The organism is Bombilactobacillus sp. ESL1187, assembly GCF_058107155.1.
Window position 1 is genome coordinate 363,388 of sequence record NZ_JBYLTZ010000001.1, and the last position, 14,952, is coordinate 378,339.

Consider the following 14,952-nt stretch of genomic DNA (forward strand, 5'->3'; position numbering starts at 1 on the left):
GACTTAAATTAATACAGTTTTAAATTTTAGCACAATCTAATTTAGATAGGTATATTACTAGCATAATTTGCCGATAAGTCAAAAGCAGTTAAAATGCGGTATTACAAAAAATATTAAATTAAATATTTAAAAATGAGGTTGTAACTAGCAGCTAAATTGCTTTTGTCACAACCTCATATTAAGTATTAAAAAGTCGGAACAAAAAAATTTCGTAAATCAAACAAACCTTCTCCGCTGATAGTGACTTCAAAAGTCAAAAATCTGTGTTTAACTTCTCAAAACTTTTTGTCCCGACTCTTTTTTGAATATTAATCGACCTTGTCAATTGCTTCGGAAGCAATTATTTGGAGATTTTCCCCTTGAAATTGCCAAGCAGTAATTGGCGCCGGAATAATAAAGTGATCACCTAACTGTAACTCGTAGGTTTTCCCAGCAATCACTAGCTGTCCCGTTCCGGAAATCACGGAACATAAGGTGTAAGCACCCAACTGATGTTGCAAACTTAAAGCATCATTTTGCACTTGTAAGCCCCACACTGCAAAGTATGGCGAAACAGGTGGTTTCACATAAGTGGTGATGGAACTAGCACCAAATTGCTGGACCGCTTGATTAAGTTTTGGTGTTTGGAAAGGAACAGTAATCGTATCTAGAGCCTGTTTTAAATGCAGTTGGCGTTTTTGACCGGTAGCTTGTTCAATACGATCATAATCATACAAACGATAAGTAGTATCACTACTTTGTTGTGTTTCTAAGGCAATAATTCCTTGATTTAACGCATGAACACACCCACTAGGCACAAAAACAAAATCTCCTGTTTTGACTGGCATTTTTTTGAGCAAATGTTCCCAGTCCCCCGAGTCAATCAGTGCTTGTAATTCTGCCTTAGTTTGCGCATTATGTCCATAAATCAAATAGGCACCAGGCTGGGCATCAATAATATACCAACACTCCGTTTTGCCTAGCTCACCTTCATGTGCTTGGGCATAAGCATTATCTGGATGCACCTGAACTGATAAACTAGCTTCCGCATCTAAAATCTTAGTCAATAAAGGGAAAACTTTTCCTTGCGGGTAACCAAACAGCTCTGGTTGTTTTTGCCATAGTTGGGCTAAATCTTGCCCAGCAAAAGGTCCATTTTTAACAGTTGATAAACCATGCGGATGAGCAGAGATGGCCCAACATTCTCCCACTTGACCATCAGGTATGCGATAACCAAAACGTTCTTGTAGCTTACGCCCACCCCAAATTTTTTTTTGGAAAGCGGGTTGTAAAAACAATGGTTCCATCTAATACCTCCTAATAAAAGCAGCCGTAATCAACCAAAATTACTACTAACTTACCGCAAAATTCTCGCCTTACAAGCTAAAAGGTGAATCAAAAGTTAAACATTTAATTTAACTATAGTTATCTAAGAAATAAATTAATGTTTGTAATTCATTCGCTAAATCAACATTGTGCACGCGCACAGAATTAGGAGTTGCCAATCTTAACGGCGTAAAGTTCAAAATACCCTTGACGTTGGCTGCTACCAGTTCATCAGCGACCTTTTGTGCACTGATGACTGGTACTGACAAAATCACAACATCAATCTGTTCATCTGCTAAACGTTGTTCTAAAGAATCGACATCATAAACTTGCACACCATTGACAGTTTGGCCGATTAATTCCGGATTCTGATCAAAAGCGGCCGTAATCTTAATATTGTTCGTCTGTGAAAAGTTATAGTTTAATAATGCACTACCTAAGTTACCTACTCCGACCAACGCTACTTTCGTCGTTTGACTTTGGTTAAGTAACTTTTTAAAAAATTCCAGCATTGGTTCAACTTCGTAGCCGTAACCCCGCTTACCTAAAGAACCAAAGTAAGAAAAATCACGCCGAATCGTCGCACTATCCACTTGAACAGCTTTAGCTAATTCTGTTGAGGAAATCTTTTTAGTATTGGAATCATTTAAAAATTGAAAGTAACGATGATACAACGGTAAGCGCTTAATAGTAGCATTTGGTATTTTGTATTTTGTCATGGTTAATATCCCCTTGTGAACAAGTATAATTGATACTTTCAGTATCTACCTTTTAATATCACAATGTCAAGTAAATAAAATCACAAAGTTATTACCTTGAAAATTAACCATTAATTTTGATAAAAGTTGCCATCTCATACGGTGCTAGTTGTTGCGCGTCTGCTTGTAAAGACTGAACTTCTTCTAACGCATTGGTTCGTTGAAAACCAGCCGCTAAGAATTCCGTTAAAGCAACCGTTTTATTCGCTTGATTACTCAATCTAACCACAATCGCATTCTGAATTGTATAAGCACAGTAGAGAGCCGTAATCGTTACATCCGGATCCAACCGTAAGAAAGTCGCTTGGCGTGGTAACTGAGGTAATGATTTATCAAATTCAACATCCCAAATTTTATTGTCTAACCGATTGACAAATAAATTCAGTTTTTGTAACTGGTAATTAACATTGGGGGCCAACCAATTTTCAGCAGTCCGTGCTAACTGATTCTCGTCTAAGTCCGCAACTGCCACTAATCCAAACGCAAAATGATTTAAGCCGATTTCTTCAGCTAGTGGTGTTGGCGTCATCTGATGACCGACACTAGTAGTGTCGCCCGAAGCTCGCCCGGGACGCCACAATAAATTGGGTTTTCCTAATTGACCCGTAGTGGCTAGTAAAGTGACGGCAAAGCTTTGATTCAATAATTCATATTCTTTCATGCCGCCACTTAACAAAAACAAACCTTGCTTGGGCTCATACATGCCCACAACTTTATCAAAGTTGTAAAGATTGACCGGTTTTTCAACAAACTCGTCTTGCCAATTATCCGCAATAGGCAAATTAGTAGTGGTTCGAAAACCGCCTTGAATTTGCGCCCACGCCTGTGAACTTTTGATACCCGTGTTAATCTTTAATCTCAAGCGATGATCTAAAGCTTGGTTGTCAATAATTAATTGACCATCTAACACCGAAGAACTTGTTGCTAAACTTAAAATAATTTTGAAGTTCACGTCAATTAATTGCGGATGGTCCTTTTGCCTTTCAGCTAAAGATTTAGGTAACTGCCAAGTACCTTGAACCGTCATAGTTTGTAAATTAGGAGCAGTCTGCACTTGACATTGTCCAGTTAACGGCAAGCTGACTTCTTGTTCCTGCGGTAAAGGCGAATAATCATACGTATCACCATCATTACCCGAATCTAAAATTTCTAACAGCTGTGGATAAACGTGACCTTGCGTTTGAGCAGTAAAGCTTGTTCCTGTGTATTGAACTTGCCACTTTTGATTGTTAATGGACACAGATGAACTATCTTCTAAAGTTGCTAGCTCCGTTGAAGCTACTTGATAAGAAACCACCTGATAGCCTAATCCCTCGTAGTGCATCTTTAACCGAACCGTCAATCGATAATAGCCCGGTTCATCTTTAAATTCAAAACCTTTGGCGGTTTGTTGCATAATGTGCTCACGTTTAGGGACATAAGTTGCACGAACTAGAACAGCTTGATATTGTTCAGCAAATTTCACTTTTTTACTAGTCGTTAAAAATTCTACTTCTTGATAACCATCAAATACCCGTGGTGAAGTATTAAATAATAACAATTGATTACTATCCAGATTTAAACGTTGCGCTAAGCGCTTCTTAATATAATTTTCAATTCCGGCAGCAAGTTCGAAACCTTCTTTGAAACGTTGCTGAACATCAACAGCAACGTTATCCGTAATACTACCGCCTAATGTATCATGTGGTTGACACTTTAATAACTTTTTCCAAAGTTTTAAAACTAATCCGTTGGACACTTTGATTCCACAAGCTTGGGCAATAACCAGCATCGGTTCAACTCGACGTAAAATTTGTTGTTCTAACTTGAAATTTTGACGTTTAAGCTGCGAGCGCACTGAACCAATCGTCCGATGCACCCGTGAATAAGTGGGATAACGTAATTCACCTTGATACTGAGGTAAATCCTGGTGGCGCAATTGTTGCATAAATTGGGGATAACTGCTCAACACTATTTGGTGTTTACTATATTGATTTAATTGTTGAATTACCTGGGAAATATTATGAATAATATTCATCTGATCAATCCCCGAAGGAATTAAAACGGGATCATTATGACCATGTTTAGCTTCTAGGTCAATCCCTGGGTCTAATCTTTGCTCGACAAACTCTTGTAAATGCTGCTTCGAATTTAAATCAATTTGCCCCGTATAATAACCTAAGGGAAAGTTAGCTGCATAAACTTGGTTATTTCCCAAGCCCTGCCACTTAAAGTAAACTGAATCGACTTGTCGAGCAAAATTAGTACCCCGCCAGCAAATAAAATCTTGAATGCCGACTTGATTTAATAGCATCGGTAATTGTGCATTAAAACCAAAGGTATCCGGTAAATAGCCAATCATCATGGCCTGCCCAAAGAGTTGGCGACTGCCGATAATGCCAATCACTAAATTACGAATAATGGATTCACTATCTGGTATTAATGCATCTGTTTGGGTATACCAAGGACCAATAAATAATTGCTTGCGCGAAACCAATTGCTTAATTCTCTGTCGATCTTCTGGATGAATCGTTAAATATTCCCCCACAATCGATAATTGCCCATCGAAAGTAAAGTTAGCCTCTGGATGTTGCTCTAACTCTGTTAAAACCTCACCGAATAATTGATCACTGAGAACTTGAGCATCTTGAGTTGTAAAATACCATTCGCGATCCCAATGAGTATGATTAACAAAATGTGCCGTTACCATATATTATTTACTCCCATATTTTTATTCAAATTCAATCTTAATATCTTCTTCGTCTGCTTCACCATCAACATCTGGCGTATCATTTTGGTTAAAATCAACGGCTAACGGCGCCAATATTCCAATAATCAAAGCACAAGCAAAGAGTCCAATTAGATATGCCCACCAGTTAGTTACTGTTACTGCACCATAAATACCACCAACTGGTGGAATCTTAGCTTGAGCACCTAATAAAATCGCAAGTGCGGGGCCCACTGCTCCAGCAAGCATATTAATGGGAATCAATTTTAACGGACTAACTAACGTAAACGGAATGGCCCCTTCAGTAATACCAATAAACCCCATGAACCAATCACTACGTCCAGCATCCAATAATTCATTAGAAAAACGTTTTTTATAAAACAAAGTAGCAAACGCATAGCCTAAAGGAATACCAGCAATCGCAATATTTACAATCATTGCCGGAGTATAAACTTTTTCTGCCAATAGCACATTACCAGCCATCCAAGCCGCTTTATTAATTGGACCACCTAAATCAGATCCAATCATCGCTCCCATAATGATTGCTAGAGTCATCGCGCTGACCCCGCTGTTACTCATTGCTTTAATCCAAGCGACTAAAGAACTATTAATCCAAGCCAATGGTTGCTTCAATAAGACACCCATTAATAACGCCACGACCATGGTCGATAAAAGTGGTACTACTACTAATGGCATAATGGATTCATATTTAGCACTGACATGGATCTTGTCATGGCACCATTTAGCAGTATAACCTGCTGCAAAACCAGCAACCAATGCTCCTAAAAACCCCATGTTGGAGCTAGAAGCTAAGGAACCACCAATAAAACCGGCGGCTAAAGCTGGCTTATCACCAATGGCATAAGCAATATAACCCGCCAAGACAAGATTAACTAAGCCGACACCAATCCAACCAACAGCCTCAATTTGACCCATGTAAAACCAAAAACCCGTTTTATAATGATCAAAACTTGTAATGCCAAATAATAAACCAATTAATTTAGGCACAGCTACGACTAGCGAACCACCAATAACTACGGGTAACATGTAAGAAATCCCCGACATTAAGTAGCCTTTCCACTGTGATAATAACTTTTTCATAATTTTCACCTCTGAAGCGTCACTAAGCTTTTTTCTGAGCCACTGCTTTCATCACTTTGTTAATTACTGCCTTCGGTTTTTTAATGCACATATTGATATCCACGCGCACGGTGGGAATCCCCTTAAAACGATCCATTTTTTCAATTTTTTGGTCAGAACCAATTAACAAGAACTTCGCACTTTGAGCTTCTTGTTCCGTGATTTCATTTTTGAGACCCATAGCTCCTTGTTGTTCAACCTTGGCTGAAAGCTGCAGTTCTTGGGCGGCTTTCTCTAATGCTTTAGCAGCCATAGGGGTATGGGCTAAACCTGCGGGGCAAGAGGTAATTGCTACAAAATCCATAATTTTACTTCCTTTTCGCTTTAATTATTAGTTAAAATTTGATAAACATCTTGTACACTTTGACTAGCAACCAGTGCTTGGCGCTTTGGGGCATCAATTAATGAAGTGGCCAGATTGGCTAATAATTGTAAATGCTCCTGCGCACCATCTGGGGGAGCTAACATCACAATGATTTGTTGAACTGGTTGATCATCAATCGTTTGCCACTCCGATAACGGACTTTGGGTCCGAATAAACAAAATTGCTGATTGCTTAATCGCCTGAGAAAGCGTGTGGGGGATCGCAATCCCATCCTGCAATCCTGTTGAAGCCTGTTGTTCACGCTCCTGTAGCGATTCATAAATTGCTTGTTCGTCGTCACCTACGCCTAAACTAACTGCTTTTTGGGCAATAAAATGAAACACCTCAGTTTGCGAACGTAGCGGTTGATTTAAAAAAATTTGGTTCTTCGTCAAAATCTTATCCATCCTTATCCATCCTTTATTTCTGTTGAATATTGCAAACATTCAACGACCGTTTCGACATCTTGCGCATTTCTCAACTGCTTCATTTGCTTAGCATTTTGTGTTAAATCGTAGAAATAATCATAAATGTCATCTAAACTGTCCTTGACTGTATCGTTAAACGCCATAAAGAAAACTACATAAACCGTTTCCTTACCCCACAAAATTCCTTTTTGAGAAGTTAAAATACCAATGACCGGTTTTAAAACATGTTCGGCAGCCCCATGGGGAATAGCGTAAGTTCCTAAAGCCGTGGAAGCTAATTGTTCTCGCTTCCAAGCTGACTCTTGCATCGTATCTTTCACGTAATGATTAGCCACTAAAGCTTGCGTAATTTCTTGAATAGCAATTTGGGGGCTTGGTGCTGTTGAATCAACAATGATTGCTGGTTTAGCCACCAAATCCAAAAAAGTTGCTTTCAAATATTTATCGTGCCAAATCTTTTGGCTTAATTGGCGTAACAACTGCAGTTCTTGCTGATTTAACAGTGGACTAACTTGAATGACTACTTGTTGTGTCTGTAATTTAAGCGGAATCGTTGTTAAGATAATGTCAGCACTCACAGGTTTTCGTAATAGCTCAGTCACCGATAAAGTCCCAATTACATTGAGTTTCGGTAACTTATCCTGAATTTTTTGCCGAATTAATTCAGCAGTTCCATAACCGGTACTGCAAACGATCACGACACTAACTTCACGGAATTCTTTTTGCTGCCGCTCGCGAAATGATTCCAAATGTAAACACAAATAGGCCACTTCATCCTCGGGAAAGCGAACTTGATATTTTTGAAAAATAGCATCTGCTAAAGTCAGAGCTTGATCAAAGGCTTGGGGAAAATTAACTTTCACTTGATGACGATACGGATTGTCAATTTTGATGCCATTTTTGATGCGTACCAAAGCCGGTTGCAAATGCAAAGTCAAGTTTTGAATTAATAAGTCATCATAGTTAACCAAAACTTGCTGTAACCAAGTCACTAACTCTTGATTAGAATTTTCACTCGCCGGACTAGGCAGATAGCCTTCTTCAATCGCTACAATATGCACATTTAAATTATTAATTTCTACTGTTGATAACTGGCAGTGAAATTCTTGTTCCACTAACGCAACCAAACGTTGGGTATTAGTAGATATTGCAAATGAAGCTACTGTTTTGGTAGCTGGTGGTGCTTTTTGAGATTGAATTTTTTGAATCGCTAACGCTAAATGAATCAATAAAGATTCATACTGGTATTCACTAATATTACCGGGTAATTTTTGTAAAAATTGATTTAAAACCTTTTGCGTTCGATCCAAAATTTTCTTATCAACTAGCTGGCTCAAAGCTGGAGGGACTTGAAAATTGCGGGTGAGCCGACCAGTACTTTGATTTTGCTTAATCTCTTCGCCCCAATACATTTGAATAATTTGTGTCTGAAAATGGCGTAATTCAGCTTCAGAATTATTGAGCCTAATGCCTTGTTGAGAAGTACTAAACTGTAAATGATAATTTTGTTTCAGAGAACTCAAATCACGCTCTAAGGTACTGCGACTGACAAAAAAATGGGCGGCCAAGTCATCTAACAAAACTGGTTGCTGGGCTTTAACCAAGAACGAGACTAAATTAATTTGCCGTTCCACGGCATCATTGTTAGGATTCATTGGTGGAAATAAATTTAACAAGTCTTTGGTAGAACCTGTAAAGTAAATGCCATAGCCTTTTTTGCGAACTAATTTAACGCCGTATGGTTGGACAAATTGCTCAACTTGCTTCAAATATTTAGCTACCGTTTTGCGCGATAGGCCTGTGTATTCCATTAAATCTTGATAATGGACAACTGGTTTTGACAAAATAAATTGAATAATACTTTTTGTAATAGTTTTTGGTGAATGCTTTGGCGCCAAACGGATCACTCCTTAACTTTTACATTTTCATCATAATGTAACCGGCTTCAAAACTTAACTTCAAAAAAGTACACTTACCTTAGGTGTACTTTGTCGCTGATTGATTCAGAAGAAAATAACTTCAAATATTAATTAAGATGACAATTTAAGCTGGTTTCAACATTAGCTACCGTTTCAACGAACATTATTGACTAACGCCGTGTTAAAATAAGATTAACTAGAATTCGATTAGCCAAAATTATGTTTCCACAAACTTTTCACACAGTGATACTAATCTATAATATCAAGCAATAATTGGTGCATAATTTTAACAACGGATAACATCATCCGCCCCAAGATTCGAATGTAATTTAAACTTTAGGAGCTTAAAATTGTTAATTGTACAAGGACAAAATATTGAACGTCGTTTCGGCAGCGATGTTTTATTCAACCATTTAAATTTTCAAATTGCCGAGCAAGCCCGAATTGGTTTAGTCGGACCTAACGGAGCTGGTAAATCAACTTTATTAAAAATCATCAATCAAGAACAAGACGCTGACGCCGGACATATGATTTATCAAAATAATTTAAGTATCGGTTACTTAGCACAGAATCCCACCTTTCAATCCGGGAATACTATTTATGAAGAAATGGAACGGATATTTGAAAAAGTGCAGCAAGATGAACGTCAATTACGTTCTTTGGAACAGCAAATTGCACAACAGAGTAGCCAAGGAGCTACTCCTGCTTATCAAAAATTATTACAACAATACGACCAGTTACAAGTTAAATTTAAAGACGAAAATGGTTACGGCTTCCGGTCTGAAATTCGTTCGGTCCTAACCGGTTTTGGTTTTAGTGCTGAGCGCTTTGATGAACCAGCTTTACACTTATCTGGTGGTGAACAGTCCCGCCTAGCTTTTGCCAAAATGTTATTGGAACAACATGATTTATTAATTTTAGATGAACCCACTAATCATTTGGACATTGATACTTTAAATTGGCTCGAAAAATATTTACAAAGTTATCGCGGAGCACTGTTAATCGTGTCTCATGATCAATATTTTTTAGACCATACGGTCAAGGAAATTTATGCGCTAGAAAATGGTACTTTGAAACATTACACGGGTAATTATTCACGTTATTTAAAATTACGAGCTGACGATTTGGACTTAGCATGGAAAGCGTATAACAAACAACAAGAAGAAATTAAAAAAACGGAAGACTTTATTCAAAAGAACATCGTTCGGGCTTCCACCACCAAACGTGCCCAAAGTCGCCGCAAGCAATTAGAAAAATTAGAGCGGCTACCTCGCCCACAAGGAACACCAAACAATGTCCATTTTCAATTTACCGTGCATAAAGATAGCGGCAATGACGTCTTACAGGTCAAAGATTTACAAACCGGATATCCGGATAAACAATTAAATCAGGCAATTACCTTTAAGCTCAAAAAAGGCGAGCGCTTGGGAATTATTGGTCCTAACGGTGTCGGCAAATCAACCTTAATTAAAACGTTAATTAAGCAATTATCACCGCTTGCAGGTAGTATCGAATGGGGCACTAACGTCCAAGTTGGCTATTATGATCAGACTTTAAACCAATTAGATTCTACGAAAGATGTCTTGCATGAGATTTGGGATGCTAATCCGACTATGGATGAAAAAGATATTCGAACAGTTTTAGGATCATTTTTATTTCAGGCAGACAGTGTCTTTAGTACCGTTCAAGATCTATCTGGTGGTGAAAAAGCACGGTTAACTTTATGTAAATTGGCCTTGGAGCACAATAATTTATTAATTATGGATGAACCAACTAACCATTTAGACATCCAAAGTAAAGAGATCCTTGAAAAAGCCTTAAAAAATTTCGCTGGCACAGTCTTATTTGTTTCTCACGATCGCTACCTATTAAATGAAATTTCGACCAAATTACTCGAATTGCAACCAGCAGAAAGTACCATCTATCTAGGTAATTACGATTATTATTTAGCTAAAAAAGAAGAGAATTTAGCCCTTCAAGAACAGCAAACTGGCGCCCAGAATGCGGAACATTCAACAACCAGTCAAGGTCAACAGGATTATCAACAATCCAAGGCCCAGCAACGCGCCCAACGTAAAAAAGACCGAGAATTAGCAGCCTTGGAAACTCAAATTGATCAATTGGATCAACAAATTGACCAAATTAACCAGGAAATGTTACTCCCTGAAAATTTGAGTAGTTACACTAAATTACAAGATTTACAAGAACAATTAACTACATTGACTGACCAAAAAGAAACAGCCGAAAATCAATGGGAAGCACTACTAGATTAACGGCAAAGAGGTTAATGCCAAAATATTCAGTCTTGACTAAAAAAATCCTAGCTGATGTTCGTTTAAGAACAATCATCGCTAGGATTTTTTGTTAAAAATAACTTTTGGATGCACTAAAAAATGAGACTTAATTACCAACTGTTCGTAATTTGGAGCTGATTACCAGCCAATATGTTGATCACCACTAGGTAATTCCACTTTACCAGCAGCCACATCTTGACAAGCTTGGTCAATGATCTGAAAAGCCTGTTGTAATTGTTCTTCAGTAATTACTAGCGGTGGCTGAAAACGCAAAATATTTCCCCGTAAACTAATCATAACCGCTCCTAAATCAAAAATTCGCGTAATTAGCTTCGTTGTCAATTCAACATCAGGCTGCTTGGTTTGGGGATTAATAATATCAATCCCTCCATTTAAACCATACATCCGTACTTCTCCAATAAAGTCATATTTGGCTTGCTCCTCTTGGAAGAATTGCTCCGCAATTTTACCTAAATTGTGCGAACGTTCCACCAAATGTTCCTGTTCAATCACATCAATTGTTGCATTGGCCGCGGCAGTCACCACTGGATTACCAGCTGTTGTATAAACATTAGCCGGAGCCGCTAAGGATTCCATGATTTCTTTTCGACCTAAAACAGCACTTAACGGCATGCCTGAAGCCAACGACTTGCCCATGGACATTAAATCGGGTTCAATCCCAAAATGTTGAATTGACCACCACTTACCCGTTCTTCCCATGCCTTGGTTAACTTCATCAATTGCTAATAAAATTCCATTATCATGCGCAAATTGGGCCACTAATTCTAAATATTGCTGGGGGGCTTTTACAATCCCACCATCACCTTGAATTGGTTCAATCAAAATAGCGGCTACCTCTTCAGCCGGTAAATAAGTATTGAACGGTAATTGAAATTCGTGAAACATCCGTTGCACAAAATCTGCTTCACTTTCGCCAGCTAACTTTTCGTGGCTGTCAGGATAAGGTACTCGAATGATATCTGGCAATAATGGTCCCATTTTCCGGGCCATGTTTAAACTAACACTTGAAACACTCATTGAACCGTAAGTAGAGCCATGATAAGCACCCGTAAAGCAGACAATATATGGCCTTTTAGTATACGCGCGCGCAAACTTAATAATTGCATCGTTAGCATCTGAACCAGAGTTACCCCAAGCAACTTCTACTGGTCCACTCATCGGCGCTAATTTAACCAAGCGTTGGGCTAGTCGAGCGGTAGTGGGATTGGCAAAATAAGCTGGCGTATATTCAATAAGATTTTGAGCTTGTTCACAAATAGCTTGCACAACGTGCGGGTGCGCATGCCCCGTATTTGTAGCCGAAGCACTAGCTAATAGATCAATATACTGGTGGCCATTTTCATCTGTTAAAATAGCCCCTTCTCCTTTTTTAATTACTAAATTAAAATATTGAATTCGTGAAGCTGTGGCTAAGGCCTGACTTTCTGCTTGCAAAATTTGTTGATTACGATCAGTCATTTCTAATCATCTCTTCTTAATAATTAAATTTAAATTAGTTTATCATTAAAAATAAATTTTAGCAATCACTGATTTTCCCACAAAGTTTGCTCCAACTAAAATAACAGCTAACAGTTATGTCATCATAGCTGTCAACTGTTAAAAAACAATCATTTTAAATGAAATTTAAGCAATTAATTATTCGCCAACGTAACTAAAATCTAATCCTGGATCAGCATTCAGTGTTAAAGGACTAAAATCTTGCTTTCGATATTTAACATCCGCAAAAGCGCCAATCATTGCCGCATTATCGCCACATAAGCGTAATGGTGGAAAAATTAACTCAATTTTGGAATCAATTTCAGTCTGCAAACGTTCGCGCAAACCGGAATTAGCTGCTACCCCGCCAGCAACAATTAATTGCTGCGTCGGATATTTTTGTAACGCGCGCTGAGTTTTAGTAACCAAAATATCCAAGACATCTGCTTGAAAACTAGCAGCAATATCTTTTTTATTAATCTGTTCACCGATTTGATCAGCATGATGAATCGTATTAATCACGGCACTTTTAATACCACTAAAACTAAAGTCTAGATTATCTTCGCTCAGCATTGCCCGCGGAAATTGATAAGTAAGCTTGCCTTCGTGAGCCCATTGGTCAATGGTTTTACCAGCTGGATAATTAACCCCCAACATTCGACCAACTTTATCATAAGCCTCACCAACGGCATCATCACGAGTGTCGCCCAAAATCTGAAAATCGCCTGGTGCAGTTAAATAAACTAATTCTGTGTGCCCGCCAGAAACCACTAAAGCTAACGCTGGATACTTAATTTCACTCACTAAATTGGCTGCATAAATATGTCCTGCCAAATGATTAACACCAATTAATGGTAAATTATGTGCCCAGCTAATCGTTTTAGCCGCCATCAAGCCCACTAATAAAGAGCCCACTAATCCTGGACCATAGGTTACAGCTACCGCCGACAAATCCTTATAATTTACTTTAGCTTGTGCTAAAGCCAACTTTGTGCAATGAATAATTTGTTCAACATGATGGCGACTAGCAACCTCGGGAACCACGCCACCAAAACGCTGATGACTTTTAATCTGTGTCGCAATCACATTTGATAAAATTTCCTGGCCATTTTTAATAACTGCAACACTCGTTTCGTCGCAACTACTTTCAAATGCCAAAATCAATACGTCTTGATCCATCATTAACCTCTTCTCAAATACTGCAACCAGTAGCGATAAGAAGTTGAGTATAGCCTAGAATAAGGCCATAAGTTTTGGTTTTTAAACTTGAGGACTTATTCGTAGCTAGACGCAGGCTTCTGCTGCTGGGTGCGCTATATCAAACACTGCAACAAAAGCCGGTTAAAAGCTGAGGATTAACCTAAACTAAGATCTTAAGTCGGTCTTTGACTTGAGGGCTTAGTTGTAGTTAAACGCAAGCTTTTGGCTTTTGGTGCGCTATATCAAACACTGCAACAAAAGCCGGTTAAAAGCTGAGGATTAACCTAAACTAAGATCTTAAGTCGGTCTTTGACTTGAGGGCTTAGTTGTAGTTAAACGCAAGCTTTTGGCTTTTGGTGCGCTATATCAAACACTGCAACAAAAGCCGCTTAAAAGCTGAAGATTAACCTAAACTAAGGTCTTAAGTCGGTCTTTGACTTGAGGGCTTAGTTGTAGTTAAACGCAAGCTTTTGGCTTTTGGTGCGCTATATCAAACACTGCAGCAAAAGCCGGTTTAGAATTGCCAACACTCCGGTCACTTGCTTACAGATATTTTTGATTTTTTATTATATTTTTAAACATCTTGTACATAATCTTGCTGATGCTGAGCCAAATCAGGATGATCTTTCCGCCAGACTAATTCGGCTTGCGTTTGACGCAGATAATTCGGAACAAAATTATCTAAATCTGAAACTGGTGATTGAGCCAATCCCAAATCAACTAATGATTGTGCTTGTGGAAAGCCATCATTTTTAATTTGTGCCTGTGGTAGTTGCTCATTAATTAACCCGACCATTTCATTAGTCAACTGGCCCACAATCATAATCGGTTGTTTTAATGTCTTTAAGTTACTTAACAAATCTATTAAGCGCATATGACTTTCCTGCACTAACGCTTGAAGTTTTCCAGATTGCTGCTGATAAATACCCGCAAAAACGTTTAAATTACGTGCATCCATTAAAGCAACAATAACTCCTTGAAAATCAGACACATTTTGTGCTAAAACCTGCAGACCAGAAATGCCGACTAAATCCTTCTTTAAGGTCCAAGCTAACATCTTAGCAGTTGTTACAGCAATACGAAGCCCTGTAAATGAGCCAGGTCCTTGTGCTACAACAATTCGGTCTAAATCTTGAGGTTGCCAACCGGCTGTTTTCACTACTTGATCAATAGCTGGTAATAATTTAATACTATGTGACTTTAAATTCGTTTCACTGACCTGTGCTAAGACTTGATGATCTAAGGCACTGGCCACACTTAAAGGTTGATTAGAAGTATCAATGGCTAAAATCTTCATTACAAAATTACATCCTTATAATTATTCTAAATTCACTATACTT

At 38.3% G+C, this 14,952-nt stretch carries 11 protein-coding genes; 1 reads left to right on the forward strand and 10 read right to left on the reverse strand.

From position 1 onward, the window contains the following. Positions 1 to 308: 308 nt before the first annotated feature. The 7 genes from manA to AC3B5B_RS01980 all read right to left on the reverse strand — a co-directional run bounded on the left by manA (position 309) and on the right by AC3B5B_RS01980 (position 8,609). A complete protein-coding gene (gene manA / locus AC3B5B_RS01950; protein ID WP_489769166.1) occupies positions 309 to 1,286 on the reverse strand; it encodes a mannose-6-phosphate isomerase, class I in 978 nt (325 codons plus the stop codon). Positions 1,287 to 1,394: 108 nt separating this feature from the next. Then, entirely contained in the window at positions 1,395 to 2,024 is a 630-nt protein-coding gene (locus AC3B5B_RS01955) for a redox-sensing transcriptional repressor Rex (RefSeq protein WP_489757232.1), read from the reverse strand. Between the two features lie 103 nt (positions 2,025 to 2,127). Beyond that, entirely contained in the window at positions 2,128 to 4,752 is a 2,625-nt protein-coding gene (locus tag AC3B5B_RS01960) for a glycoside hydrolase family 38 N-terminal domain-containing protein (RefSeq protein WP_489769167.1), read from the reverse strand. Positions 4,753 to 4,773: 21 nt separating this feature from the next. Beyond that, positions 4,774 to 5,871 (reverse strand): PTS fructose transporter subunit IIC, encoded by a 1,098-nt coding sequence (locus AC3B5B_RS01965; RefSeq protein ID WP_489769168.1) that lies wholly within the window; start codon positions 5,869 to 5,871, stop codon positions 4,774 to 4,776. Positions 5,872 to 5,893: 22 nt separating this feature from the next. Beyond that, entirely contained in the window at positions 5,894 to 6,214 is a 321-nt protein-coding gene (locus AC3B5B_RS01970) for a PTS fructose transporter subunit IIB (protein WP_489757229.1), read from the reverse strand. Between the two features lie 20 nt (positions 6,215 to 6,234). Then, positions 6,235 to 6,681 carry a PTS sugar transporter subunit IIA gene (locus AC3B5B_RS01975; RefSeq protein ID WP_489769169.1) on the reverse strand — a complete coding sequence of 149 codons (447 nt, stop codon included), beginning with the start codon at positions 6,679 to 6,681 and terminating at the stop codon, positions 6,235 to 6,237. Positions 6,682 to 6,683: 2 nt separating this feature from the next. Further along, positions 6,684 to 8,609 (reverse strand): BglG family transcription antiterminator, encoded by a 1,926-nt coding sequence (locus AC3B5B_RS01980; RefSeq protein WP_489769170.1) that lies wholly within the window; start codon positions 8,607 to 8,609, stop codon positions 6,684 to 6,686. 362 nt (positions 8,610 to 8,971) lie between these two features. On the opposite strand from AC3B5B_RS01980, the gene AC3B5B_RS01985 reads away from it, so the two are divergent. Beyond that, positions 8,972 to 10,894, forward strand: a complete 1,923-nt coding sequence (locus AC3B5B_RS01985; protein ID WP_489757226.1) for an ABC-F family ATP-binding cassette domain-containing protein — start codon at positions 8,972 to 8,974, stop codon at positions 10,892 to 10,894. Between the two features lie 159 nt (positions 10,895 to 11,053). Here the strand turns inward: AC3B5B_RS01985 and AC3B5B_RS01990 are convergent, their stop codons facing one another. The 3 genes from AC3B5B_RS01990 to tsaB all read right to left on the reverse strand — a co-directional run bounded on the left by AC3B5B_RS01990 (position 11,054) and on the right by tsaB (position 14,909). Continuing rightward, the gene (locus tag AC3B5B_RS01990) at positions 11,054 to 12,394 is read right to left on the reverse strand and encodes an aspartate aminotransferase family protein (RefSeq protein WP_489769171.1); all 1,341 of its coding nucleotides are present in this window, start codon (positions 12,392 to 12,394) and stop codon (positions 11,054 to 11,056) included. A gap of 177 nt (positions 12,395 to 12,571) precedes the next feature. After that, positions 12,572 to 13,594: a tRNA (adenosine(37)-N6)-threonylcarbamoyltransferase complex transferase subunit TsaD gene (gene tsaD, locus AC3B5B_RS01995; protein ID WP_489757224.1), complete on the reverse strand. Its 1,023-nt coding sequence runs from the start codon at positions 13,592 to 13,594 to the stop codon at positions 12,572 to 12,574. Positions 13,595 to 14,186: 592 nt separating this feature from the next. Next, complete coding sequence (gene tsaB, locus AC3B5B_RS02000; protein WP_489757223.1) at positions 14,187 to 14,909, reverse strand: tRNA (adenosine(37)-N6)-threonylcarbamoyltransferase complex dimerization subunit type 1 TsaB; 723 nt, start codon at positions 14,907 to 14,909, stop codon at positions 14,187 to 14,189. Between the last annotated feature and the right edge of the window lie 43 nt (positions 14,910 to 14,952).